The organism is Moritella sp. 36 (genome assembly GCF_018219415.1).
Lineage (GTDB): Bacteria > Pseudomonadota > Gammaproteobacteria > Enterobacterales > Moritellaceae > Moritella.
Genome location: NZ_CP056120.1, coordinates 4,967,333 through 4,994,322, shown reverse-complemented (window position 1 = coordinate 4,994,322; position 26,990 = coordinate 4,967,333). Strand labels below are relative to the sequence as shown.

10 protein-coding genes, 3 tRNA genes and 8 rRNA genes are annotated in these 26,990 nt (G+C 43.1%); 17 read left to right on the top strand and 4 right to left on the bottom strand.

What is annotated here, in order from left to right:
* Positions 1 to 3: 3 nt before the first annotated feature.
* The 5 genes from HWV03_RS22310 to rrf (HWV03_RS22290) all read left to right on the top strand — a co-directional run bounded on the left by HWV03_RS22310 (position 4) and on the right by rrf (HWV03_RS22290) (position 9,044).
* Positions 4 to 2,897, top strand: a 23S ribosomal RNA gene (locus HWV03_RS22310).
* Positions 2,898 to 3,038: 141 nt separating this feature from the next.
* Positions 3,039 to 3,154, top strand: a 5S ribosomal RNA gene (rrf, locus tag HWV03_RS22305).
* Positions 3,155 to 4,075: 921 nt separating this feature from the next.
* Positions 4,076 to 5,620 (top strand): 16S ribosomal RNA (locus tag HWV03_RS22300).
* Between the two features lie 290 nt (positions 5,621 to 5,910).
* Positions 5,911 to 8,802, top strand: a 23S ribosomal RNA gene (locus tag HWV03_RS22295).
* 126 nt (positions 8,803 to 8,928) lie between these two features.
* Positions 8,929 to 9,044, top strand: a 5S ribosomal RNA gene (gene rrf / locus HWV03_RS22290).
* The 16S, 23S and 5S rRNA genes sit together here, the layout of an rRNA operon.
* A gap of 203 nt (positions 9,045 to 9,247) precedes the next feature.
* On the opposite strand, the gene pgi is transcribed toward rrf (HWV03_RS22290), so the two are convergent.
* A complete protein-coding gene (pgi, locus tag HWV03_RS22285) occupies positions 9,248 to 10,885 on the bottom strand; it encodes a glucose-6-phosphate isomerase (RefSeq protein ID WP_211677961.1) in 1,638 nt (545 codons plus the stop codon).
* A gap of 287 nt (positions 10,886 to 11,172) precedes the next feature.
* Between pgi and HWV03_RS22280 the strand changes: the two genes are divergently transcribed.
* The 5 genes from HWV03_RS22280 (at position 11,173) to leuA (ending at position 18,026) form a co-directional block, all read left to right on the top strand.
* Complete coding sequence (locus tag HWV03_RS22280; protein WP_211677960.1) at positions 11,173 to 13,578, top strand: heavy metal translocating P-type ATPase; 2,406 nt, start codon at positions 11,173 to 11,175, stop codon at positions 13,576 to 13,578.
* A 67-nt stretch (positions 13,579 to 13,645) separates the two neighbouring features.
* Entirely contained in the window at positions 13,646 to 14,041 is a 396-nt protein-coding gene (cueR, locus tag HWV03_RS22275; protein WP_255546979.1) for a Cu(I)-responsive transcriptional regulator, read from the top strand.
* A 77-nt stretch (positions 14,042 to 14,118) separates the two neighbouring features.
* The gene (locus HWV03_RS22270) at positions 14,119 to 14,763 is read left to right on the top strand and encodes a UPF0149 family protein (protein WP_211677959.1); all 645 of its coding nucleotides are present in this window, start codon (positions 14,119 to 14,121) and stop codon (positions 14,761 to 14,763) included.
* Positions 14,764 to 14,974: 211 nt separating this feature from the next.
* Positions 14,975 to 16,015 carry a CobW family GTP-binding protein gene (locus tag HWV03_RS22265; protein WP_211677958.1) on the top strand — a complete coding sequence of 347 codons (1,041 nt, stop codon included), beginning with the start codon at positions 14,975 to 14,977 and terminating at the stop codon, positions 16,013 to 16,015.
* Positions 16,016 to 16,355: 340 nt separating this feature from the next.
* Complete coding sequence (gene leuA / locus HWV03_RS22260) at positions 16,356 to 18,026, top strand: 2-isopropylmalate synthase (RefSeq protein WP_211677957.1); 1,671 nt, start codon at positions 16,356 to 16,358, stop codon at positions 18,024 to 18,026.
* Between the two features lie 43 nt (positions 18,027 to 18,069).
* Here the strand turns inward: leuA and HWV03_RS22255 are convergent, their stop codons facing one another.
* The 3 genes from HWV03_RS22255 to HWV03_RS22245 form a co-directional block, all read right to left on the bottom strand.
* Positions 18,070 to 18,447 carry a hypothetical protein gene (locus HWV03_RS22255; RefSeq protein WP_211677956.1) on the bottom strand — a complete coding sequence of 126 codons (378 nt, stop codon included), beginning with the start codon at positions 18,445 to 18,447 and terminating at the stop codon, positions 18,070 to 18,072.
* 181 nt (positions 18,448 to 18,628) lie between these two features.
* The gene (locus tag HWV03_RS22250) at positions 18,629 to 19,117 is read right to left on the bottom strand and encodes a hypothetical protein (protein WP_211677955.1); all 489 of its coding nucleotides are present in this window, start codon (positions 19,115 to 19,117) and stop codon (positions 18,629 to 18,631) included.
* A gap of 60 nt (positions 19,118 to 19,177) precedes the next feature.
* Positions 19,178 to 19,576, bottom strand: a complete 399-nt coding sequence (locus HWV03_RS22245; RefSeq protein WP_211677954.1) for a hypothetical protein — start codon at positions 19,574 to 19,576, stop codon at positions 19,178 to 19,180.
* A gap of 556 nt (positions 19,577 to 20,132) precedes the next feature.
* Here HWV03_RS22245 and HWV03_RS22240 point away from each other — a divergent pair.
* The 7 genes from HWV03_RS22240 (at position 20,133) to ubiE (ending at position 26,989) form a co-directional block, all read left to right on the top strand.
* Positions 20,133 to 21,677 (top strand): 16S ribosomal RNA (locus HWV03_RS22240).
* 77 nt (positions 21,678 to 21,754) lie between these two features.
* Positions 21,755 to 21,831 (top strand) — tRNA-Ile (locus tag HWV03_RS22235).
* A 24-nt stretch (positions 21,832 to 21,855) separates the two neighbouring features.
* Positions 21,856 to 21,931: transfer RNA gene (locus HWV03_RS22230), tRNA-Ala, on the top strand.
* 220 nt (positions 21,932 to 22,151) lie between these two features.
* A 23S ribosomal RNA gene (locus HWV03_RS22225) occupies positions 22,152 to 25,043 on the top strand.
* A 126-nt stretch (positions 25,044 to 25,169) separates the two neighbouring features.
* Positions 25,170 to 25,285 (top strand): 5S ribosomal RNA (gene rrf, locus HWV03_RS22220).
* 84 nt (positions 25,286 to 25,369) lie between these two features.
* Positions 25,370 to 25,446: transfer RNA gene (locus tag HWV03_RS22215), tRNA-Asp, on the top strand.
* 787 nt (positions 25,447 to 26,233) lie between these two features.
* On the top strand, positions 26,234 to 26,989 hold the full coding sequence (gene ubiE / locus HWV03_RS22210; RefSeq protein ID WP_211673507.1) for a bifunctional demethylmenaquinone methyltransferase/2-methoxy-6-polyprenyl-1,4-benzoquinol methylase UbiE: 756 nt from the start codon (positions 26,234 to 26,236) through the stop codon (positions 26,987 to 26,989).
* The last annotated feature ends 1 nt before the right edge of the window (position 26,990 follow it).

The window sequence follows — 26,990 nt, the reverse complement described above, 5'->3', positions numbered from 1 at the left end:
TATGGTTAAGTGACTAAGCGTATACGGTGGATGCCTAGGCAGTCAGAGGCGATGAAGGACGTGTTAATCTGCGTTAAGCTGTGGGGAGTTGATAAAAAGCGTTAATCCACAGATTTCCGAATGGGGGAACCCACTCTACTTTGTAGAGTATCGTAACGTGAATACATAGCGTTGCGAAGCGAACCGGGAGAACTGAAACATCTAAGTACCCCGAGGAAAAGAAATCAATAGAGATACCCTTAGTAGCGGCGAGCGAACGGGGTCTAGCCCTTAAGCAGTTTGGAAGTTAGTGGAAGATTCTGGAAAGTTTCACGATACAGGGTGATAGTCCCGTACATGAAAACGACCTTACTGTGAAATCGAGTAGGACGGCACACGTGATATGCTGTTTGAATATGGGAGGACCATCTTCCAAGGCTAAATACTACTGACTGACCGATAGTGAACCAGTACCGTGAGGGAAAGGCGAAAAGAACCCCTGTGAGGGGAGTGAAATAGAACCTGAAACCGTATACGTACAAGCAGTGGGAGCAGACTTGTTCTGTGACTGCGTACCTTTTGTATAATGGGTCAACGACTTAATTTCAGTAGCAAGGTTAAGCGAATAGCGGAGCCGTAGGGAAACCGAGTGTTAACTGCGCGAATAGTTGCTGGGATTAGACCCGAAACCCGGTGATCTAGCCATGGGCAGGTTGAAGGTTGAGTAACATCAACTGGAGGACCGAACCGACTAATGTTGAAAAATTAGCGGATGACTTGTGGCTGGGGGTGAAAGGCCAATCAAACCGGGAGATAGCTGGTTCTCCTCGAAAGCTATTTAGGTAGCGCCTCGCGTCTAACTATTGGGGGTAGAGCACTGTTAAGGCTAGGGGGTCATCCCGACTTACCAACCCTTTGCAAACTCCGAATACCAATAAGTTCAATCGCGGGAGACACACGGCGGGTGCTAACGTCCGTCGTGGAAAGGGAAACAACCCAGACCGTCAGCTAAGGTCCCAAAGTGTATGTTAAGTGGGAAACGATGTGGAAAGGCTCAGACAGCCAGGAAGTTGGCTTAGAAGCAGCCATCTTTTAAAGAAAGCGTAATAGCTCACTGGTCGAGTCGGTCTGCGCGGAAGATTTAACGGGGCTAAACATACCACCGAAGCTACGGATGCAAAGACTTGTTCTTTGCATGGTAGAGGAGCGTTCTGTAAGCCGTCGAAGGTGAGTTGAGAAGCTTGCTGGAGGTATCAGAAGTGCGAATGTTGACATGAGTAACGATAATGGGGGTGAAAAACCTCCACGCCGAAAGACCAAGGGTTCCTGTCCAACGTTAATCGGGGCAGGGTGAGTCGACCCCTAAGGCGAGGCCGAAAGGCGTAGTCGATGGGAAACAGGTTAATATTCCTGTACTCACTTATATTGCGATGGGGTGACGGAGAAGGTTAGGCTAGCATGGCGATGGTTGTCCATGTTTAAGGTTGTAGGCTGTGTGCTTAGGTAAATCCGGGCGCACATTAAGGCTGAGAGCTGATGACGAGTCTCTACGGAGATGAAGTAGTTGATACCCGGCTTCCAGGAAAAACCTCTAAGCTTCAGATATAAGAGAATCGTACCCCAAACCGACACAGGTGGTTAGGTAGAGAATACTAAGGCGCTTGAGAGAACTCGGGTGAAGGAACTAGGCAAAATGGTACCGTAACTTCGGGAGAAGGTACGCCGATGATGGTGAAGGACTTGCTCCGTAAGCTATTGTCGGTCGCAGAGAAATGGTGGCTGCAACTGTTTATTAAAAACACAGCACTGTGCAAAATCGAAAGATGACGTATACGGTGTGACGCCTGCCCGGTGCCGGAAGGTTAATTGATTGGGTTAGACTTAGGTCGAAGCTCATGATCGAAGCCCCGGTAAACGGCGGCCGTAACTATAACGGTCCTAAGGTAGCGAAATTCCTTGTCGGGTAAGTTCCGACCTGCACGAATGGCGTAATGATGGCCACGCTGTCTCCACCCGAGACTCAGTGAAATTGAAATCGCTGTTAAGATGCAGTGTACCCGCGGCTAGACGGAAAGACCCCGTGAACCTTTACTATAGCTTGGCACTGAACATTGAACCTACATGTGTAGGATAGGTGGGAGACGTTGAAGCATTGTCGCTAGATGATGTGGAGTCAACCTTGAAATACCACCCTTGTACGTTTGATGTTCTAACGTAGGTCCCTTATCGGGATTGCGGACAGTGTCTGGTGGGTAGTTTGACTGGGGCGGTCTCCTCCCAAAGAGTAACGGAGGAGCACGAAGGTTGGCTAAACATGGTTGGACATCATGTGGTTAGTGCAAAGGCATAAGCCAGCTTAACTGCGAGACAGACACGTCGAGCAGGTACGAAAGTAGGTCTTAGTGATCCGGTGGTTCTGAATGGAAGGGCCATCGCTCAACGGATAAAAGGTACTCCGGGGATAACAGGCTGATACCGCCCAAGAGTTCATATCGACGGCGGTGTTTGGCACCTCGATGTCGGCTCATCACATCCTGGGGCTGAAGTTGGTCCCAAGGGTATGGCTGTTCGCCATTTAAAGTGGTACGCGAGCTGGGTTTAGAACGTCGTGAGACAGTTCGGTCCCTATCTGCCGTGGGCGTTTGAGAATTGAGAGGAGCTGCTCCTAGTACGAGAGGACCGGAGTGGACGAACCACTGGTGTTCGGGTTGTTATGCCAATAGCATTGCCCGGTAGCTAAGTTCGGAACTGATAACCGCTGAAAGCATCTAAGCGGGAAGCAGGCCTCGAGATGAGTTCTCACTGGGACTTTAAGTCCCCTGAAGGGCCGTTGGAGACTACAACGTTGATAGGCAAGGTGTGTAAGTGCTGTGAGGCATTGAGCTAACTTGTACTAATTACCCGTGAGGCTTAACCATACAAATTAAAGTATGATTAATTGAAATATCGACTTAAGAATAGATTGAACACTACTATTTATCGAAAGATAGGTTTTAAAGACTTCTTTATTTATAGCTTTTCAGATTTTAAAGATACAACTTGAAAGCAAACCAGATTTGCTTGGTGACCATAGTGTTGCGGTACCACCTGATCCCATTCCGAACTCAGTAGTGAAACGTAATAACGCCGATGGTAGTGTGGGGCTTCCCCATGTGAGAGTAGGGCATCGCCAAGCGCCAAATTAGAGAGAGCCGATATCAGTAATGATATCGGCTTTTTTGTGTCTGTAATTTACACCTGTGATGTGATTATTGCGCGTTTGAATTAAAAATACCGAGCTTAACCAGCAGCGTTGGTTGCTATAAACGTATTCCAACTAATAAAAAACCAGCCGATGGCTGGTTTTTGTGTATTTAAAGTTGGATTAATTAAAGTCAGCGATAATGTACAGGTGCTAGCTTGTAAAAATACGCAGTTCTCTTTCGCTGAACTGAATATCGGGTCTTATTATCGCGGAATATACACGTGTAATAATTTATTTATGCTAAAACCGTTTTATTTTGGCTGTAAAATGGCGTAATTGGACGCTAAGGACTAAACTTAATATCCTTGCTCGATAGTATTACCCTTAAAGTAAATCTGTAACGCAAGTTCAGGCCAATCATATTATGCTGTAATTATCACCGTTCGTATGAATCGTGATCGTTAATGCACGTGTTATTGCTGGTTTTTCCTGCACTAAATATTAAATCAATATAAGTGCATAAAATGGATTGCTAATGTGATCTAAATCCCTATAATGCATCCCACTGACACGGCAAGAGCCGCTCAGTAAGGTGTTTAAAAAGAACTTAGGTTACTTTTTAAACGTCCTGAATAAAGCATAAATATGTGCTTGACTTCGAATCTGGTTTGCGTAGAATACGCAGCCTGACTAAGACGCAAAGCGTTGATGTCAATGCTCTTTAACAATTTATTCAAGCAATCTGTGTGAGCACTTGCAGAGATATAATGACCAAAAATTATATCAATGTAATTGTGAACATTAAATTAAATCGAAAGATTTGGTTTTATAAACAACAAACCTCGGTTTGTTGTTGAAGTACAGAATTCATTGAGCCGACTTAATCAACATCGTTGATTAGTCAAAAACTTTTAATTGAAGAGTTTGATCATGGCTCAGATTGAACGCTGGCGGTAGGCTTAACACATGCAAGTCGAGCGGAAACGAAGAATAGCTTGCTATTCTGGCGTCGAGCGGCGGACGGGTGAGTAATGCTTGGGAATCTGCCTAGTCGAGGGGGACAACAGTTGGAAACGACTGCTAATACCGCATACGACCTACGGGTGAAAGGGGGCCTCTTCTTGAAAGCTCTCGCGACTAGATGAGCCCAAGTGGGATTAGCTTGTTGGTGAGGTAAGAGCTCACCAAGGCGACGATCCCTAGCTGGTCTGAGAGGATGATCAGCCACACTGGAACTGAGACACGGTCCAGACTCCTACGGGAGGCAGCAGTGGGGAATATTGCACAATGGGGGAAACCCTGATGCAGCCATACCGCGTGTATGAAGAAGGCCTTAGGGTTGTAAAGTACTTTCAGCGAGGAGGAAAGGCAGTAGATTAATACTCTACTGCTGTGACGTTACTCGCAGAAGAAGCACCGGCTAACTCCGTGCCAGCAGCCGCGGTAATACGGAGGGTGCAAGCGTTAATCGGAATTACTGGGCGTAAAGCGCATGCAGGCGGTTTGTTAAGCGAGATGTGAAAGCCCCGGGCTCAACCTGGGAACTGCATTTCGAACTGGCAAACTAGAGTTCTTGAGAGGGTGGTAGAATTTCAGGTGTAGCGGTGAAATGCGTAGAGATCTGAAGGAATACCAGTGGCGAAGGCGGCCACCTGGCAAGTAACTGACGCTCAGATGCGAAAGCGTGGGTAGCAAACGGGATTAGATACCCCGGTAGTCCACGCCGTAAACGATGTCTACTCGGAGTTTGGTTCCTTGAGAACTGGGCTCTTAAGCTAACGCATTAAGTAGACCGCCTGGGGAGTACGGCCGCAAGGTTAAAACTCAAATGAATTGACGGGGGCCCGCACAAGCGGTGGAGCATGTGGTTTAATTCGATGCAACGCGAAGAACCTTACCTACTCTTGACATCCATAGAACTTTCCAGAGATGGATTGGTGCCTTCGGGAACTATGAGACAGGTGCTGCATGGCTGTCGTCAGCTCGTGTTGTGAAATGTTGGGTTAAGTCCCGCAACGAGCGCAACCCTTATCCTTATTTGCCAGCACGTAATGGTGGGAACTCTAAGGAGACTGCCGGTGATAAACCGGAGGAAGGTGGGGACGACGTCAAGTCATCATGGCCCTTACGAGTAGGGCTACACACGTGCTACAATGGCGCATACAAAGGGCTGCAAACCAGCAATGGTAAGCGAATCCCATAAAGTGCGTCGTAGTCCGGATTGGGGTCTGCAACTCGACCCCATGAAGTCGGAATCGCTAGTAATCGTGAATCAGAATGTCACGGTGAATACGTTCCCGGGCCTTGTACACACCGCCCGTCACACCATGGGAGTGGGCTGCACCAGAAGTCATTAGCTTAACCTTCGGGAGGGCGATGACCACGGTGTGGTTCATGACTGGGGTGAAGTCGTAACAAGGTAGCCCTAGGGGAACCTGGGGCTGGATCACCTCCTTACGTAAAGTTGTTAATTTTTGTAAGTGCCCACACAAATTGCTTGAATAGAAAGTTGAATAGTATGTCTTACTAATAGTAAGACGCTAGTAAGCAAAGATAAGCAATCGCTTGTTTATCTTTGCTTTTTAGCAAATGCTCTTTAAAAATTTGGAAAGCTGAATAAATAAAGAAGTTCTTAAAACACGTTATTACTTCGGTAATAACAATATAGTGTTCTTGAGTATTCTTGAGGCGAAAAAAACTAGATAATACCTAGTTATTTCAATTGTACAGTCGACTTTAGATTGTATGGTTAAGTGACTAAGCGTATACGGTGGATGCCTAGGCAGTCAGAGGCGATGAAGGACGTGTTAATCTGCGTTAAGCTGTGGGGAGTTGATAAAAAGCGTTAATCCACAGATTTCCGAATGGGGGAACCCACTCTACTTTGTAGAGTATCGTAACGTGAATACATAGCGTTGCGAAGCGAACCGGGAGAACTGAAACATCTAAGTACCCCGAGGAAAAGAAATCAATAGAGATACCCTTAGTAGCGGCGAGCGAACGGGGTCTAGCCCTTAAGCAGTTTGGAAGTTAGTGGAAGATTCTGGAAAGTTTCACGATACAGGGTGATAGTCCCGTACATGAAAACGACCTTACTGTGAAATCGAGTAGGACGGCACACGTGATATGCTGTTTGAATATGGGAGGACCATCTTCCAAGGCTAAATACTACTGACTGACCGATAGTGAACCAGTACCGTGAGGGAAAGGCGAAAAGAACCCCTGTGAGGGGAGTGAAATAGAACCTGAAACCGTATACGTACAAGCAGTGGGAGCAGACTTGTTCTGTGACTGCGTACCTTTTGTATAATGGGTCAACGACTTAATTTCAGTAGCAAGGTTAAGCGAATAGCGGAGCCGTAGGGAAACCGAGTGTTAACTGCGCGAATAGTTGCTGGGATTAGACCCGAAACCCGGTGATCTAGCCATGGGCAGGTTGAAGGTTGAGTAACATCAACTGGAGGACCGAACCGACTAATGTTGAAAAATTAGCGGATGACTTGTGGCTGGGGGTGAAAGGCCAATCAAACCGGGAGATAGCTGGTTCTCCTCGAAAGCTATTTAGGTAGCGCCTCGCGTCTAACTATTGGGGGTAGAGCACTGTTAAGGCTAGGGGGTCATCCCGACTTACCAACCCTTTGCAAACTCCGAATACCAATAAGTTCAATCGCGGGAGACACACGGCGGGTGCTAACGTCCGTCGTGGAAAGGGAAACAACCCAGACCGTCAGCTAAGGTCCCAAAGTGTATGTTAAGTGGGAAACGATGTGGAAAGGCTCAGACAGCCAGGAAGTTGGCTTAGAAGCAGCCATCTTTTAAAGAAAGCGTAATAGCTCACTGGTCGAGTCGGTCTGCGCGGAAGATTTAACGGGGCTAAACATACCACCGAAGCTACGGATGCAAGACTTGTTCTTGCATGGTAGAGGAGCGTTCTGTAAGCCGTCGAAGGTGAGTTGAGAAGCTTGCTGGAGGTATCAGAAGTGCGAATGTTGACATGAGTAACGATAATGGGGGTGAAAAACCTCCACGCCGAAAGACCAAGGGTTCCTGTCCAACGTTAATCGGGGCAGGGTGAGTCGACCCCTAAGGCGAGGCCGAAAGGCGTAGTCGATGGGAAACAGGTTAATATTCCTGTACTCACTTATATTGCGATGGGGTGACGGAGAAGGTTAGGCTAGCATGGCGATGGTTGTCCATGTTTAAGGTTGTAGGCTGTGTGCTTAGGTAAATCCGGGCGCACATTAAGGCTGAGAGCTGATGACGAGTCTCTACGGAGATGAAGTAGTTGATACCCGGCTTCCAGGAAAAACCTCTAAGCTTCAGATATAAGAGAATCGTACCCCAAACCGACACAGGTGGTTAGGTAGAGAATACTAAGGCGCTTGAGAGAACTCGGGTGAAGGAACTAGGCAAAATGGTACCGTAACTTCGGGAGAAGGTACGCCGATGATGGTGAAGGACTTGCTCCGTAAGCTATTGTCGGTCGCAGAGAAATGGTGGCTGCAACTGTTTATTAAAAACACAGCACTGTGCAAAATCGAAAGATGACGTATACGGTGTGACGCCTGCCCGGTGCCGGAAGGTTAATTGATTGGGTTAGACTTAGGTCGAAGCTCATGATCGAAGCCCCGGTAAACGGCGGCCGTAACTATAACGGTCCTAAGGTAGCGAAATTCCTTGTCGGGTAAGTTCCGACCTGCACGAATGGCGTAATGATGGCCACGCTGTCTCCACCCGAGACTCAGTGAAATTGAAATCGCTGTTAAGATGCAGTGTACCCGCGGCTAGACGGAAAGACCCCGTGAACCTTTACTATAGCTTGGCACTGAACATTGAACCTACATGTGTAGGATAGGTGGGAGACGTTGAAGCATTGTCGCTAGATGATGTGGAGTCAACCTTGAAATACCACCCTTGTACGTTTGATGTTCTAACGTAGGTCCCTTATCGGGATTGCGGACAGTGTCTGGTGGGTAGTTTGACTGGGGCGGTCTCCTCCCAAAGAGTAACGGAGGAGCACGAAGGTTGGCTAAACATGGTTGGACATCATGTGGTTAGTGCAAAGGCATAAGCCAGCTTAACTGCGAGACAGACACGTCGAGCAGGTACGAAAGTAGGTCTTAGTGATCCGGTGGTTCTGAATGGAAGGGCCATCGCTCAACGGATAAAAGGTACTCCGGGGATAACAGGCTGATACCGCCCAAGAGTTCATATCGACGGCGGTGTTTGGCACCTCGATGTCGGCTCATCACATCCTGGGGCTGAAGTTGGTCCCAAGGGTATGGCTGTTCGCCATTTAAAGTGGTACGCGAGCTGGGTTTAGAACGTCGTGAGACAGTTCGGTCCCTATCTGCCGTGGGCGTTTGAGAATTGAGAGGAGCTGCTCCTAGTACGAGAGGACCGGAGTGGACGAACCACTGGTGTTCGGGTTGTTATGCCAATAGCATTGCCCGGTAGCTAAGTTCGGAACTGATAACCGCTGAAAGCATCTAAGCGGGAAGCAGGCCTCGAGATGAGTTCTCACTGGGACTTTAAGTCCCCTGAAGGGCCGTTGGAGACTACAACGTTGATAGGCAAGGTGTGTAAGTGCTGTGAGGCATTGAGCTAACTTGTACTAATTACCCGTGAGGCTTAACCATACAAATTAAAGTATGATTAATTGAAATATCGACTTAAGAATAGACAGAACACTTTATGTTTTAAAGACTTCTTTATTTATAGCTTTTCAGATTTTAAAGATACAACATGAAAGCAAACCAGATTTGCTTGGTGACCATAGTGTTGCGGTACCACCTGATCCCATTCCGAACTCAGTAGTGAAACGTAATAACGCCGATGGTAGTGTGGGGCTTCCCCATGTGAGAGTAGGGCATCGCCAAGCGCCAAATTAGAGAGCCGATATCAGTAATGATATCGGCTTTTTTGTGTCTGTAATTTAAAGGTAGGGATATTGCTTATGTTAAATTACAAACTTTACTCTGGCTGAATCAAGCCAAGTGATAGACAATAAAAAACCAGCCGGCGGCTGGTTTTTGTGTATTTTTATTAGGCTAAGTAGAGCGTAATATCTTTATCGTTAATGGATTAACGCCATGCCTTGAAGGTATTGATTAAACCATTCGTAGAACTATCATGACTATCAATTAATTGATCATCATTTAATTCTGGTAAAATTTGATTGGCTAATTGCTTACCTAATTCAACCCCCCATTGATCAAAACTAAAAATATTCCATATAATACCTTGTGTGAAGATCTTATGTTCATACATGGCTAACAACGAACCAAGTGTTTTAGGTGTCAGTTGTTTGAATAAAATAGAGTTGGTTGGGTTATTGCCTTTAAATGTTTTAAACTCAGCTAGTGTGGCAATGTCTGCTTCTGACATACCAGAATCTGTTAATTCATCAATCACTGTTTGTTTTGATTTACCGAACGCTAACGCTTCTGTTTGTGCAAAGAAGTTAGACATTAGTTTTACATGATGATCTGAGATCTTATTATGTGATTGTGCTGGTGCAATAAAATCACATGGGATAAGTTTTGTGCCTTGGTGGATTAATTGATAGAAAGCATGTTGACCGTTTGTCCCTGGTTCACCCCAGATAATAGGACCTGTTTGGTAATCAACGGCTTTGCCATCACGATCAACACTCTTACCATTTGATTCCATATTACCTTGCTGGAAATAAGCAGCAAAACGATGCATATACTGATCGTAAGGTAAAATAGCTTCGCTTTCAGCACCGAAAAAGTTGTTATACCAAACCCCAATTAATGCCAAAATAACTGGGATATTATCTTCCAACGGTGTTTCAATAAAATGCTTATCCATTTCATGTGCACCGCTGAGTAACTCTTCGAAATTATCGAAGCCAATACTAAGTGCAATCGATAAACCAATTGCTGACCAAAGTGAATAGCGACCGCCAACCCAATCCCAAAACTCGAACATATTTTTGGTATCGATACCAAACGCTTGAACAGCGACTGCATTTGTTGATAATGCTGCAAAGTGAGATGCAACATGCTCTTCACTTTCAGCATTCGCCAAGAACCATGATCGTGCACTGTGTGCATTTGTCATTGTTTCTTGTGTCGTAAATGTTTTTGATGCAATTAAAAATAATGTTGTTTCAGGATTTAAGCCTTTTAATGTTTCTGCTATATGTGTACCGTCAACATTTGAAACAAAGTGCATGTTTAGATGGTTTTTATATGGTTTTAATGCTTCAGTAACCATGTATGGACCTAAGTCAGAGCCACCAATACCGATATTGACGATATCTGTAATTGATTTACCTGTATATCCTTTCCAATTTCCACTAATGATGTCCTGACAAAATGCTTTCATTTGAATTAGGACCGCATTTATAGCTGGCATTATATCTTCGCCATCAACCATTACCGGTGTATTACTGCGATTTCTAAGTGCTGTATGTAATACTGCTCTTTTTTCAGTTTGGTTGATTTGTTCACCTGACACCATCGCATTAATAGCTGCGGGTAAATCCATCTCATGCGCAAGTGCAGTTAATTTTTTCAGTGTGCATTGGGTGATTATATTTTTAGAGAAGTCGCATAAAATATCATTATTGAATTGCTTTGAGAATTGTTCGAATCTATTAGTGTCATTCGAAAACAAAGTACTGATATTTGTTTTTTGCATGTCTAAATAGTGTGCTTGTAAGGCATGCCAAGCATTCGTTTCTGTTGGATTCATGATTTTATTTTTCACTTTTACTAAATGGAATTTGGTAATTAATCTACATATAAGACAGATGAAGATGTTTTAAGGCGCTTCATTCAGCTGTACTCTAATTATATAAGTAATTTTCTTACATGATGATTATTTTTCATAAAAATATTGTTGTTAATGTTAGGGATATCTCGTTTTTACGAGATGTTACAAAACCCTTGAATAATAAATCGCGAAATTAACGTCTTGACCTTACACTAAGGGTAAAGGTTATATTCTATTTATATTATCACTAATCGGGTTTTTTCGTTATGTCTAAAACAGTTTCAATTGCTATCGATGGTATGTCATGTGCGGGCTGTGCATCAAAATTGGAGGCTGCGCTAAATGCTGAAAACGGTATTCAAGCTAGCGTTAATTTTGCGCTTGCGACTGCTCAGATCAATATAACTGATATCGCAACAAGTCGTACTGTTAAAACTATTTTAGATGATAAAAAATATCACTATCATAGCGAATCATTATCACTCTCTGTCGGAGGTTGGTCTTGTGCTAATTGTGCGGCAAAAACAGTTTCTAAATTATTAGTAAACAAACACATATTAAGCGTAGATGCTAACTTTGCGAGCGAGAAAATAACCGTAACGTATTTTTCTGGTGCTATCCTTCCCGCGGATATTATTAACTTGATCATTAATCTAGGTTACAAAGCGACTGTTAATCGCGGGAGTATGTTGTCACAAACAGAAAACTTATTAGCCAGAGAAGTTGAATTCAAAAGAAAAAATAAACAGCAGCTGCTATTTGTGATCATTTCTGCTTTACTAACGTTGCCTTTAGTTGCTGGCATGCTGACTATGTTTGTCAGTGATATTAACTTCCTTATTCCCGTATGGCTGCAATTATTATTAGCCACACCAATCCAATTTATTATTGGTCGTCGTTATTATTTAGGTGCGTATAATTCATTAAAAAACGGTGCTGCAAACATGGATGTGCTTGTTGCGACAGGTACCAGTGCTGCTTATTTCTATAGTTTATATTTATTTTTAACGATAGGTGAAAGTGCACAAGGTGCGCTGTATTTTGAAGCCAGTGCGGTTGTTATTACTTTAATAAGTCTTGGTAAATTCTTAGAAGAGAATGCGAAACAAAATACGTCTTCGGCTATTCATGCTCTGATGATGTTAAGGCCGGAAGTGGCTAACGTAAAACGTGGAGATGAATGGCTAAAACTCCCTATTGAAGAAGTCGTCATTGGGGATGAAGTTAGGGTTCTTGCGGGTGAAAAAATACCAGTAGACGGCGTTATTATCGATGGTCAAAGCGAACTAGATGAATCTATGATTACTGGGGAAAGCCTACCGGTAGTAAAACAGCCCGGACAAACACTTATTGGTGGCTCTATTAATGGCACTGGCGTTTTACTGTTAAAGGTCAATGCGGTTGGTAGCGATTCCAGCTTAAATAAAATTATCTCTCTTGTCGAAACTGCCCAAATGGGTAAAGCTCCTTTTCAGCAATTAGTTGATAAGATAAGTAATATTTTTGTTCCGGTTGTATTAACCATAGCTACGCTGACATTTTTAGTCTGGTATTTCGGCTTTGATGATTTTGAAAATGGTTTAATTTCTGCTGTGGCGGTATTAGTTATTGCTTGTCCTTGTGCTTTGGGTCTTGCAACGCCTGCTGCATTGGTTACTGGGACTGGGGCTGCTGCACGACAAGGTATTTTAATTAAAGATATAGATACCTTACAAAAAGCACATAAAATTACCGATGTAATATTAGATAAGACTGGTACGTTAACACAGGGTAAGCCTAAGGTTACCGCCGTACATTGCTTTGATTATGATGAAGATATTTTAATTAGAAGTGCTGCGGCAGTTCAACAGTTCAGTGAACATCCGTTAGCAAAATCGATCATCGGTTATGCGCAAGATAAACGACTTAAATTATTACCCGCCTCTCAAGTTGAAACTATCATCGGCTATGGTATTAAAGGGAATGTTGAAGAAGAGACCGTTTTGATTGGTAATCGCGAATTGATGCTCGCAGAGGGCGTAGGCACTAGACTTGGAGATTCGTTACTTGTTGAGTTAAGTGAACATGCCGGTTCAGAAATGTGGGTTGCAATAGAGGGTCATCTTGTAGGTTTAGTTATTATTGCTGATACCTTACGCGTTGAAAGTCGGGCTGCGATTGCATTATTACAACACGCTGGGATTAATACGATAATGCTCAGTGGTGATAATGCGATGGCAGTAGAAAAAATTGCTGAAGTACTAAAAATAGATCACTATTATGCGCAGGTAAAACCCGAAAATAAATCAAGTTATATCCAAGACCGACAGCGACTTGGAAAAACAGTTGCCATGGTTGGTGATGGGATTAATGATGCGCCTGCATTAGCTCAAGCCGATATTAGCATTGCGATGGGATCTGGTTCGGACGTTGCGCTGGAAACTGCAAATATTACCTTATTAAGAAATGATCCTCGTTTGGTTTCGGCAGCAATGGATATTTCGAAAATAACTTGGCGTAAGATCCAACAAAATTTATTTTGGGCATTTATTTTTAACCTTATTGGTATTCCGTTGGCTGCAGCTGGCTATTTAAGTCCTGAGATTGCAGGTGCGGCAATGGCATTTAGCAGTATTGCAGTATTGTCGAATTCACTACTGATTAAGCGTTGGCAGCCTAAGTTTGTTCACTAATAAATATATTGAAGCATTATCGATTACACAAGCTTGATTGCCTTGAAACAATAAAGTAGCAGGTTATATGATGAAAAATATTAGTTCAGTAGCAAAAGAAGTTGGTTTATCAACAAAAACGATCCGTTATTACGAAAGTATTGCTTTAACCTCTGAACCTATTCGGGGGGATAATGGTTACCGTTATTATGATAAACGCATTATTGATGAGTTAAATTTTGTGAAGCGGGCACGAGATGCAGGGTTCAATCTTGAAGAATGCAAAGAATTAGTACACCTCTATAAAAGTGAAGAGCGTACAGCGGCTCAGGTAAAGGCATTAACGTTAGAAAAAATTACCGATATCGAAGCACGTATTGTAATATTACAAGGCATGCACAGTACGCTATTATCATTAGCATCTTCTTGTAAGGGCGATAACTCTTCAGAGTGCGCTATTTTAGATCAGCTTTCTATTGAATAAATATCACTGTTGCCTACTTTCCAGTAAACTAAGCAGTAAATAACACGACAAAATATTTGTGAAATAAAAGGTTTTATATGACTGGTTCAGCATTATCACGCGAAGATGAAATATTATTATCAGATTGGCTATCTGGTGACGAAACACCAAAAGAAACATTATCATTAATTGCGATGAAAGGTTTTTTCTTTGGTTTAGTTGCTGCACCTGAACCAATAGAAACTGAAGATTGGATGGATATGATCTTTGGCGGTGCTGCACCAAAAAATATTACGGATGATAAATTATTCGCTATTATCTCTGTTTATAATGAGATCAGTGAACAGGTCTATGAAACGGGAGCTAAATTACCAACCGAGTGTATCGAGACTACTGATTTTGCGGACAACTTTAACTCCGGTGAAGCATTAAATGATTGGTCGATTGGTTTTGCGATTGGTGCTGCTTTTTATTATGAAAGTTTAGTAAGCTCATTGGCTGACGATAGTGAAATACATCAAGCATTACAAATGGCATATTTGTGCTTAAGTTATTTCTCCTGTGCTGGTACTGCGCAACAAATTGCACAATTACAACAAAGTGAATGGGAAACATTTACGCATACCGTATTAGAGATGATGCCTGATTTTATTGTCGCTTATGCTCAAGTGATTGAACAAGCGGCATTGGCAAGTGGTAATTATGATGATGACGATTGGAATGATGACGAACTGATTGATTAATCATTTGGTTATTATTTAATAACCGTGAGTAGTCAGCTGTTATTCACGGTTATATTTGTCTCGTAATACTAAGCTTATCGCTTTTGTCCCTTTACTGGCTGCTTTTCTTAATTACTATTTTCATATACCTGCCTATTTTATAAAAATGCCTTATCTATTATGATGTTTCAGTGTCACTTTTTGATCGCCGTAATCATGCATAGGAAGTCTAATGTCGAAACAAGTAAATAAAATACCGACCAATATTATTACTGGTTTTCTTGGTGTCGGTAAAACAACCGCTATTCAACAGTTACTTAAGCAAAAACCGGAAGGTGAAGTGTGGGGGGTATTGGTTAACGAGTTTGGTCAAATAGGCATTGATGGTACTTTATTATCTGCATTTACTGAAACGTTAGACAATCAAGAACAGCGTATTATTGTCAAAGAAATTCCAGGCGGTTGTCTTTGTTGCGTCGCCGGGCTACCCATGAAAATGGGATTGAATATGTTAATCAGTAAAGCAAAGCCTGATCGTATCTTGATTGAGCCAACAGGACTTGGGCATTTACAACAAGTGATTAAAGATCTATCGGGTGAATTTTACTGTGATGTTTTAGCGCTCAACGCAACTATCTGCTTGGTTGACCCTATCCATCTTAATGATCGTAAATACGTTGAAAATAATCACTTTCAAGATCAAATCAGCTTGGCTGATGTACTTGTGGCGAATAAAACGGAGCAACTCAATAGTGAAGATAAGCGCTGTTTCATGGACTTTACTGCACAACTATTACCAGCTAAAAAATCAGTCGTGTGGACGCATCACGGTGAATTTTCAATTGATACTCTCGCATTGCCACTTGATTATAAACGCCGGTCTCAACATTTATCCGCGCATCTAAAACATAGCCATACACATCATCATCATGAAAAAGAGTCGTTAGCGCTCGATACCGATCTGCGTTTTGAACGCAATCATGGTGAAGGACAGGGTTTATTTAGTTATGGCTGGATTTTCAATCAGCAACAGGTATTTAATTTAATGGCACTAGCGACATTATTAGAGCCTTTGGAAGTTGTGCGTTTGAAAGCTGTAATTAAGACCGAACAAGGCTGTTTTTCAATAAACAGTGTTAATGGCGAATGTGACTTTATGCCCATCAGTGAGTTGGAAACGAGTAAGATCGAAATCATTAGCATGATTGAGTTACCTTGGCAAAAGCTCGAAGAGGCATTATGCGATACTCTCACTCTCTCGAGCAGAAAATAATTGAAGCCAAATTTTTAAATTGCACTTTTAAAACAAAATGTGGTGATATATAGCTTAGTTGGTTTATATTTTAGCTATATATTGCTGATGTTCAGGTGATTAGTACAAACAAAACAATCATTATCTGCGTGTTTTTACGTATACTTTAATTATAAACTTTCTGTCAATAAACGTTTGGTGCCGATGATGGTTGATAAAAAAATTAAATCTTTATTACGTATACGACTTGGATACAGTAACTAAGCCTTGAGTGTGGTGCTTAGTTGCTGTTTTTACCCAGCGCGATGATCGCTAATTCATCATTGATGATGTGACTGTAAATACGTAAAAGGACTTTAATATGACTACATTTAACCACAGTAAATACCAAGCTTTCCCAATCCTAAATATGCCTAATCGACAATGGCCGAATAAGAGTATTATTCAGGCTCCGCAATGGTGTAGTGTTGATTTACGCGATGGCAATCAAGCGCTTGTTGAGCCGATGACAGTTGCGCAAAAGCGCCGTTATTACCAACTTTTATTGACTATGGGTTTTAAACAAATCGAAGTTGGTTTTCCTGCTGCATCGAAAATGGATTTTGATTTTGTCCGCTGGTTAATTGAAGAAAATAAGATCCCAGATGATGTGACTATTCAAGTTTTAACCCAAGCGCGTGAAAGTCTTATCGAAAAAACATTCGCAGCACTAAAAGGTGTGAAACAGGCGATTATCCACGTTTATAATTCAACGTCAACAGTACAAAGAGAGCTTGTCTTTCAAAAAGATCGTCAAGGTATAATTGATATAGCGGTGCAAGGGGCTACATGGGTTAAACAGCATGCTGATGCTAATCCTGGGCCTTGCTGGCAGTTTGAATATTCACCGGAAAGTTTTTCGGGTACAGAATTGGATTTTGCCGTTGATATTTGTGATGCGGTCAATGCGGTTTGGCAGCCAACACCGGCAAATCCGGTCATTATTAATTTGCCTGCAACGGTCGAAATGTCGACGCCGAACGTGTTTGCTGATCAAGTCGAATGGTTCTGTGAACATGTGCAGGGTCGAGAAGCCATTACCGTCAGTGTACATACTCACAACGATCGTGGTTGTGCTGTTGCGGCAGCTGAACTCGCTGTGATGGCGGGAGCAGACCGTGTGGAAGGTACCTTATTAGGTAATGGTGAACGTACTGGCAATATGGATATTATTACGATGGCTATGAACCTTTATAGCCAAGGTATCGATCCTAAACTTAATCTCGGCGATATTGATAATGTTATTACCACTATAACGGAATGTACCAAGCTACCTGTTCATCCTCGTCATCCTTATGTTGGTGAATTAGTGTATACCGCTTTTTCTGGAAGTCATCAGGATGCGATTAAAAAATGTCTAGACCGCAGAAAACCTGAAGATATTTGGAATGTGGCTTATTTACCTATTGACCCAACTGATTTAAATCGAACGTTAAAGCATGTTATTCGTGTAAATAGCCAGTCGGGTAAAGGTGGCATTGCTTATTTACTTGAACAAGAATATGGCGTGCAGTTACCTCGTTGGCTACAGGTTGAATTCTCTAGTGTGGTGCAACAAAAATCGGAAACAACCGCTAGTGAGTTGATGATCCCGCAAATATGGCAGCTATTTAAATCAACTTATGGAAGTAGTGATGACTTTTATAAGTTAATGGAATATAACGTTAGTCATGGCAATATAGATAAAATACAGGCTCAACTTGAAAATTCTGGAGAATTAAAAGCGATCACAGGTGAGGGGAATGGAGCCTTAACAGCCTTTATACAAGCGCTAAAACAACATTTTAATATTGAATTTGATGTAGTTAATTTTAGTGAGCATGCATTAAGTAAAGGTGCAGATGCCGATGCAATTGCTTATTTACAACTGAAAACTGCAACACAATCCGTTATTGGGGTTGCGGTTAACCGCGATATTTTAACGGCATCACTAACGGCATTATTAAATGCAGTGAATCAAATAGAAGTGATTAAAAACCTTGCTGCCGCATAATAGAGAATGGGTGTTTAGTGTTACTGAACACCCATTCTCTATATTAGTTTTGTTCACAGATATCTATAGCCCAAGGGCCTAAGGTTTTTCCGCCTTGGCCCTTATAAACAAATTTCACGCCTACATGATCTTTGTGCGCCAATCGATAAATGGTACTATTTTTATTTTCACATAACGTATTATGCGTTTGTTTTTCTATTTGATCTTGTTGCCAGATAAGATTGTTGGCTGGCAGTTGGTAAATGACTGTCAGAATTGAGTTGTAGCGATCAAATTTCAGATGCTGATAATTATCCGCCATTGTTTGATAACGTACGATAGCAATATTATCTAGTTTGCTGGGCTGGTATTTGTAGTTAGGTGCCGATTGACATCCATATAGACTAGTACTCAGCACAATATATGCAAGTAACTTCTTCATAAAACAGCACTTCCTTGTGTTATTTCGATTGTCGTTAATAAGTAATGATATTAACACTCGCTTAACATAATTGGCTATTGTTTTAAGTCATTAACTATCACACTTTAGTGCTACATAATGTAAATGGCTGATAAGATAAGTAAGTTGAAAGGTTTAGGCAAACTAGTTATGATTTTTTGTGCTATTTCTTTAGTCTGAGAATAAAATTAATTGCTTTACCAAGTTGCTGATAGCGTTGTAAGTCTGTTTTGTCATACTTGGTTGATAGATAGGTAATGTTGTTTCTATTCTTTAAATAGCGAGAAACTTGTAAACGATTGAAATTACCTATTTTGTATAGCATATCAAGTAATGTACTGGCATGTTCATCATCAAAGGCTAGTTTGAGCGGGTATTCAGCTTCTTTATAATCGACTTGCTCTAGTGATACTTTTTTGATTAACTGCTTTTCTTCTAAATATTCTAGCCATTGTTCTACCAACAAAGGTTTACAACCTGCGAGTAGGTTGAAAAAACCACCACTATCACTTTTACATTGGGTTAGTAGTAAGCAGGCAAAGTTATCATCAGTAGCGCTAAAGGTGACTTCGCCTGATTCTGTCCACAGTAACGATGTAACTTGAATCGTTGCTTGTTCTTGATTAAAACCTTCGCATTTAAAAATAAACATAATTGATTTAAATAATGGAAAAATTAATTATACGCAATTTACCCATAAAATAACATTAGCTTAAACATGCTCTGTTAATTTATGGACCTGATCTAAGCATACTTGAAATAAATGCTGAGCTGGAACACTGGTTTTATCTATTGTTGTGAGCTCGTCTATTAATAAAGGTAATAATGAAGGCGTTGTAGATTGATATAAGCGGGTTGGTAAACCAATTGTTACTCGAGCTGAAAACGATAATATATCAATCTGACTTGTTGCTAATGATTCAACTGAATATAAGCAGTCATGCGGTAACCATATAGATTGTGATTGATTGACTGTGATAAGTGTTTTACCTAAACGAATGTTGATATCACCGCTGCGTATTACAAGGAGTTGAGCTTTGTATTGTCGTTGGCGTTTGGTTTTCTCGGCGACTAATAGGTTTAAGCGGGTATATTCAATAGGTAAAGACATGATAGTTTCATTATGAGGTAAATGTAGGGATAAAATAATCGATATATGGAGTGATGGCTATTATAAGCATAGAGTGAATGTTATTTATCGAGCAGTTTGGTCGTGGACGTGATCTATTTGGCTGTTATATGAGCAGCTCTTTGTCTGGTTACATGTTTTGTTAATAAAGACTTGCCATGTAAAGTTAGATCTCTATAATGCGTCCTCACTGACACGGCAACAGCCGCTCAGTAAGGTGTTTAAAAAGAACTTAGGTTACTTTTTAAACGTCCTGAATAAAGCATAAATATGTGCTTGACTTCGAATCTGGTTTGCGTAGAATACGCAGCCTGACTACGACGCAAAGCGTTGATGTCAATGCTCTTTAACAATTTATTCAAGCAATCTGTGTGAGCACTTGCAGAGATATAATGACCAAAAATTATATCAATGTAATTGTGAACATTAAATTAAATCGAAAGATTTGGTTTTATAAACAACAAACCTCGGTTTGTTGTTGAAGTACAGAATTCATTGAGCCGACTTAATCAACATCGTTGATTAGTCAAAAAACTTTTAATTGAAGAGTTTGATCATGGCTCAGATTGAACGCTGGCGGTAGGCTTAACACATGCAAGTCGAGCGGAAACGAAGAATAGCTTGCTATTCTGGCGTCGAGCGGCGGACGGGTGAGTAATGCTTGGGAATCTGCCTAGTCGAGGGGGACAACAGTTGGAAACGACTGCTAATACCGCATACGACCTACGGGTGAAAGGGGGCCTCTTCTTGAAAGCTCTCGCGACTAGATGAGCCCAAGTGGGATTAGCTTGTTGGTGAGGTAAGAGCTCACCAAGGCGACGATCCCTAGCTGGTCTGAGAGGATGATCAGCCACACTGGAACTGAGACACGGTCCAGACTCCTACGGGAGGCAGCAGTGGGGAATATTGCACAATGGGGGAAACCCTGATGCAGCCATACCGCGTGTATGAAGAAGGCCTTAGGGTTGTAAAGTACTTTCAGCGAGGAGGAAAGGCAGTAGATTAATACTCTACTGCTGTGACGTTACTCGCAGAAGAAGCACCGGCTAACTCCGTGCCAGCAGCCGCGGTAATACGGAGGGTGCAAGCGTTAATCGGAATTACTGGGCGTAAAGCGCATGCAGGCGGTTTGTTAAGCGAGATGTGAAAGCCCCGGGCTCAACCTGGGAACTGCATTTCGAACTGGCAAACTAGAGTTCTTGAGAGGGTGGTAGAATTTCAGGTGTAGCGGTGAAATGCGTAGAGATCTGAAGGAATACCAGTGGCGAAGGCGGCCACCTGGCAAGTAACTGACGCTCAGATGCGAAAGCGTGGGTAGCAAACGGGATTAGATACCCCGGTAGTCCACGCCGTAAACGATGTCTACTCGGAGTTTGGTTCCTTGAGAACTGGGCTCTTAAGCTAACGCATTAAGTAGACCGCCTGGGGAGTACGGCCGCAAGGTTAAAACTCAAATGAATTGACGGGGGCCCGCACAAGCGGTGGAGCATGTGGTTTAATTCGATGCAACGCGAAGAACCTTACCTACTCTTGACATCCATAGAACTTTTCAGAGATGAATTGGTGCCTTCGGGAACTATGAGACAGGTGCTGCATGGCTGTCGTCAGCTCGTGTTGTGAAATGTTGGGTTAAGTCCCGCAACGAGCGCAACCCTTATCCTTATTTGCCAGCACGTAATGGTGGGAACTCTAAGGAGACTGCCGGTGATAAACCGGAGGAAGGTGGGGACGACGTCAAGTCATCATGGCCCTTACGAGTAGGGCTACACACGTGCTACAATGGCGCATACAAAGGGCTGCAAACCAGCAATGGTAAGCGAATCCCATAAAGTGCGTCGTAGTCCGGATTGGGGTCTGCAACTCGACCCCATGAAGTCGGAATCGCTAGTAATCGTGAATCAGAATGTCACGGTGAATACGTTCCCGGGCCTTGTACACACCGCCCGTCACACCATGGGAGTGGGCTGCACCAGAAGTCATTAGCTTAACCTTCGGGAGGGCGATGACCACGGTGTGGTTCATGACTGGGGTGAAGTCGTAACAAGGTAGCCCTAGGGGAACCTGGGGCTGGATCACCTCCTTACGTAAAGTTGTTAGTTTTTGTAAGTGTCCACACAAATTGCTTGAATAGAAAGTTGAAAAGCATGTAAGAAATGCGATAGGACTGTAGCTCAGTTGGTTAGAGCGCGCCCCTGATAAGGGTGAGGTCGGTAGTTCAAATCTACTCAGTCCTACCAATCTTCTTACGAACTCTATGATGTGGGGCTATAGCTCAGCTGGGAGAGCGCCTGCCTTGCACGCAGGAGGTCTGCGGTTCGATCCCGCATAGCTCCACCACATCATAGTTGTTAAAATACAAAGCTAAGCAAGCTTAATGCTTATCTTTGCTTTTTAGCAAATTGCTCTTTAAAAATTTGGAAAGCTGAATAAATAAAGAAGTTCTTAAAACACGTTATTGCTTCGGCAATAACAATATAGTGTTCTTGAGTATTCTTGAGGCGAAAAAAACTAGATAATACCTAGTTATTTCAATTGTACGGTCGACTTTAGATTGTATGGTTAAGTGACTAAGCGTATACGGTGGATGCCTAGGCAGTCAGAGGCGATGAAGGACGTGTTAATCTGCGTTAAGCTGTGGGGAGTTGATAAAAAGCGTTAATCCACAGATTTCCGAATGGGGGAACCCACTCTACTTTGTAGAGTATCGTAACGTGAATACATAGCGTTGCGAAGCGAACCGGGAGAACTGAAACATCTAAGTACCCCGAGGAAAAGAAATCAATAGAGATACCCTTAGTAGCGGCGAGCGAACGGGGTCTAGCCCTTAAGCAGTTTGGAAGTTAGTGGAAGATTCTGGAAAGTTTCACGATACAGGGTGATAGTCCCGTACATGAAAACGACCTTACTGTGAAATCGAGTAGGACGGCACACGTGATATGCTGTTTGAATATGGGAGGACCATCTTCCAAGGCTAAATACTACTGACTGACCGATAGTGAACCAGTACCGTGAGGGAAAGGCGAAAAGAACCCCTGTGAGGGGAGTGAAATAGAACCTGAAACCGTATACGTACAAGCAGTGGGAGCAGACTTGTTCTGTGACTGCGTACCTTTTGTATAATGGGTCAACGACTTAATTTCAGTAGCAAGGTTAAGCGAATAGCGGAGCCGTAGGGAAACCGAGTGTTAACTGCGCGAATAGTTGCTGGGATTAGACCCGAAACCCGGTGATCTAGCCATGGGCAGGTTGAAGGTTGAGTAACATCAACTGGAGGACCGAACCGACTAATGTTGAAAAATTAGCGGATGACTTGTGGCTGGGGGTGAAAGGCCAATCAAACCGGGAGATAGCTGGTTCTCCTCGAAAGCTATTTAGGTAGCGCCTCGCGTCTAACTATTGGGGGTAGAGCACTGTTAAGGCTAGGGGGTCATCCCGACTTACCAACCCTTTGCAAACTCCGAATACCAATAAGTTCAATCGCGGGAGACACACGGCGGGTGCTAACGTCCGTCGTGGAAAGGGAAACAACCCAGACCGTCAGCTAAGGTCCCAAAGTGTATGTTAAGTGGGAAACGATGTGGAAAGGCTCAGACAGCCAGGAAGTTGGCTTAGAAGCAGCCATCTTTTAAAGAAAGCGTAATAGCTCACTGGTCGAGTCGGTCTGCGCGGAAGATTTAACGGGGCTAAACATACCACCGAAGCTACGGATGCAAGACTTGTTCTTGCATGGTAGAGGAGCGTTCTGTAAGCCGTCGAAGGTGAGTTGAGAAGCTTGCTGGAGGTATCAGAAGTGCGAATGTTGACATGAGTAACGATAATGGGGGTGAAAAACCTCCACGCCGAAAGACCAAGGGTTCCTGTCCAACGTTAATCGGGGCAGGGTGAGTCGACCCCTAAGGCGAGGCCGAAAGGCGTAGTCGATGGGAAACAGGTTAATATTCCTGTACTCACTTATATTGCGATGGGGTGACGGAGAAGGTTAGGCTAGCATGGCGATGGTTGTCCATGTTTAAGGTTGTAGGCTGTGTGCTTAGGTAAATCCGGGCGCACATTAAGGCTGAGAGCTGATGACGAGTCTCTACGGAGATGAAGTAGTTGATACCCGGCTTCCAGGAAAAACCTCTAAGCTTCAGATATAAGAGAATCGTACCCCAAACCGACACAGGTGGTTAGGTAGAGAATACTAAGGCGCTTGAGAGAACTCGGGTGAAGGAACTAGGCAAAATGGTACCGTAACTTCGGGAGAAGGTACGCCGATGATGGTGAAGGACTTGCTCCGTAAGCTATTGTCGGTCGCAGAGAAATGGTGGCTGCAACTGTTTATTAAAAACACAGCACTGTGCAAAATCGAAAGATGACGTATACGGTGTGACGCCTGCCCGGTGCCGGAAGGTTAATTGATTGGGTTAGACTTAGGTCGAAGCTCATGATCGAAGCCCCGGTAAACGGCGGCCGTAACTATAACGGTCCTAAGGTAGCGAAATTCCTTGTCGGGTAAGTTCCGACCTGCACGAATGGCGTAATGATGGCCACGCTGTCTCCACCCGAGACTCAGTGAAATTGAAATCGCTGTTAAGATGCAGTGTACCCGCGGCTAGACGGAAAGACCCCGTGAACCTTTACTATAGCTTGGCACTGAACATTGAACCTACATGTGTAGGATAGGTGGGAGACGTTGAAGCATTGTCGCTAGATGATGTGGAGTCAACCTTGAAATACCACCCTTGTACGTTTGATGTTCTAACGTAGGTCCCTTATCGGGATTGCGGACAGTGTCTGGTGGGTAGTTTGACTGGGGCGGTCTCCTCCCAAAGAGTAACGGAGGAGCACGAAGGTTGGCTAAACATGGTTGGACATCATGTGGTTAGTGCAAAGGCATAAGCCAGCTTAACTGCGAGACAGACACGTCGAGCAGGTACGAAAGTAGGTCTTAGTGATCCGGTGGTTCTGAATGGAAGGGCCATCGCTCAACGGATAAAAGGTACTCCGGGGATAACAGGCTGATACCGCCCAAGAGTTCATATCGACGGCGGTGTTTGGCACCTCGATGTCGGCTCATCACATCCTGGGGCTGAAGTTGGTCCCAAGGGTATGGCTGTTCGCCATTTAAAGTGGTACGCGAGCTGGGTTTAGAACGTCGTGAGACAGTTCGGTCCCTATCTGCCGTGGGCGTTTGAGAATTGAGAGGAGCTGCTCCTAGTACGAGAGGACCGGAGTGGACGAACCACTGGTGTTCGGGTTGTTATGCCAATAGCATTGCCCGGTAGCTAAGTTCGGAACTGATAACCGCTGAAAGCATCTAAGCGGGAAGCAGGCCTCGAGATGAGTTCTCACTGGGACTTTAAGTCCCCTGAAGGGCCGTTGGAGACTACAACGTTGATAGGCAAGGTGTGTAAGTGCTGTGAGGCATTGAGCTAACTTGTACTAATTACCCGTGAGGCTTAACCATACAAATTAAAGTATGATTAATTGAAATATCGACTTAAGAATAGACAGAACACTTTATGTTTTAAAGACTTCTTTATTTATAGCTTTTCAGATTTTAAAGATACAACTTGAAAGCAAACCAAATTTGCTTGGTGACCATAGTGTTGCGGTACCACCTGATCCCATTCCGAACTCAGTAGTGAAACGTAATAACGCCGATGGTAGTGTGGGGCTTCCCCATGTGAGAGTAGGGCATCGCCAAGCGCCAAATTGAGTCGAAAGACTACAATCAAGGTTTTATACCTTGTATAAAGAATAGACTGATGGAAACATTAGCACAGATTGTGCGGAGTGGTAGTTCAGTTGGTTAGAATACCGGCCTGTCACGCCGGGGGTCGCGGGTTCGAGTCCCGTCCACTCCGCCAACAACAACGAAAGCCTGAATCGAAAGATTCAGGCTTTTTTTGTGCCTGAAATTCAGGATACAAAAATACAGATTGTTCGGGGTGGGCGTTCAGTTGGTTAGACTCTTTATAAAACCATAAGCGGCCTGTCACGCAGGGGCTCGCGGGTTGTGTTTATAGAAAGCCGTCCGCTTTCTCTTTGCCAACAACAACGAAAGCCTGAATCGAAAACTTTTTGTTAGAAATAGAGGCTTTTTTTGTGCCTGAAATTCAGGATACAAAAATTCAGATTGTTCGGAGTGGTCGTTCAGTTGGTTAGACTGTTTACCTAAAAAGGCGGCCTGTCACGCTGCCGAAGGCTTCGCGGGTTCGAGTCCCGGCACTCCGCCAACAAACAACGAAAGCCTGAATCGAAAACTTTTTGTTATAAATAGAGGCTTTTTTTGTGCCTGAAATTCAGATACAAAAATAAAGATTGTGGGGATCCTTTATTCTTATTAGTAGTACTCAGTTGGTTAGACTGTTCACCCAAACAAGTGGCCTGTTACGCTGCCGAAGACTTCGAGTCCCGTCCACACCGCTAACAAACAATGAAATCCTGAAATTCAGAGATAAAGTACCGAGCAGATTGCCGTTAGACTCTTGATAAAAAGATAAGCGATCTATCACACTGAGTACTGGATTTTCTTATGATAACTTATCCTATGTGGTATTTTTTTACCTTTTATAGATTAAATGCTTTGTTTCGTTTCAGTTGGCTCTGAGTTGCAGTAAACTATCCGCTTAAACTGATATTAAGGACAGCTCGATGACAGATAAATCAAATAACACCACTCATTTTGGCTATAAAACTGTAGAGTCAGACCAAAAGGTCGATATGGTTGCGAGTGTGTTTCATTCAGTCGCGGCTAAATATGATGTAATGAATGACCTCATGTCTATGGGGATTCATCGTCTGTGGAAACGTTTTACGATTGATTGCAGTGGTGTAAGACCTGGCCATAAAGTTTTAGATCTTGCCGGTGGTACAGGTGATTTAACTGCTAAGTTTTCGCGTATTGTTGGAGACACTGGCGCAGTGACGCTTGCTGATATTAATGATTCAATGCTAAAAGTTGGTCGTGCTAAATTACGTGACCGTGGTATTGTTGGTAACGTGACTTACGTGCAAGCAAATGCTGAAGAACTGCCTTTTCCTGATAATCATTTCGACCTGATCACGATAGCATTTGGTTTACGTAACGTGACTGATAAAGATAAAGCGCTAGCATCGATGTTTCGTGTATTAAAACCAGGTGGTCGTTTATTAGTTCTTGAATTCTCAAAACCAGATTCTGAAGCATTAAATAAAATTTATGATTTCTATTCATTTAATATTTTACCTAAGATGGGTGAATTAATTGCTGATGATGGCGATAGTTACCAATATCTAGCAGAATCAATTCGTATGCATCCAAATCAAGAAACATTAAAAGGTATGATGGAAACTGCTGGTTTTGAAAGCGTTGAATATCACAACTTGACTGGTGGTATTGTTGCTCTGCATCGCGGTTACAAATTCTAAG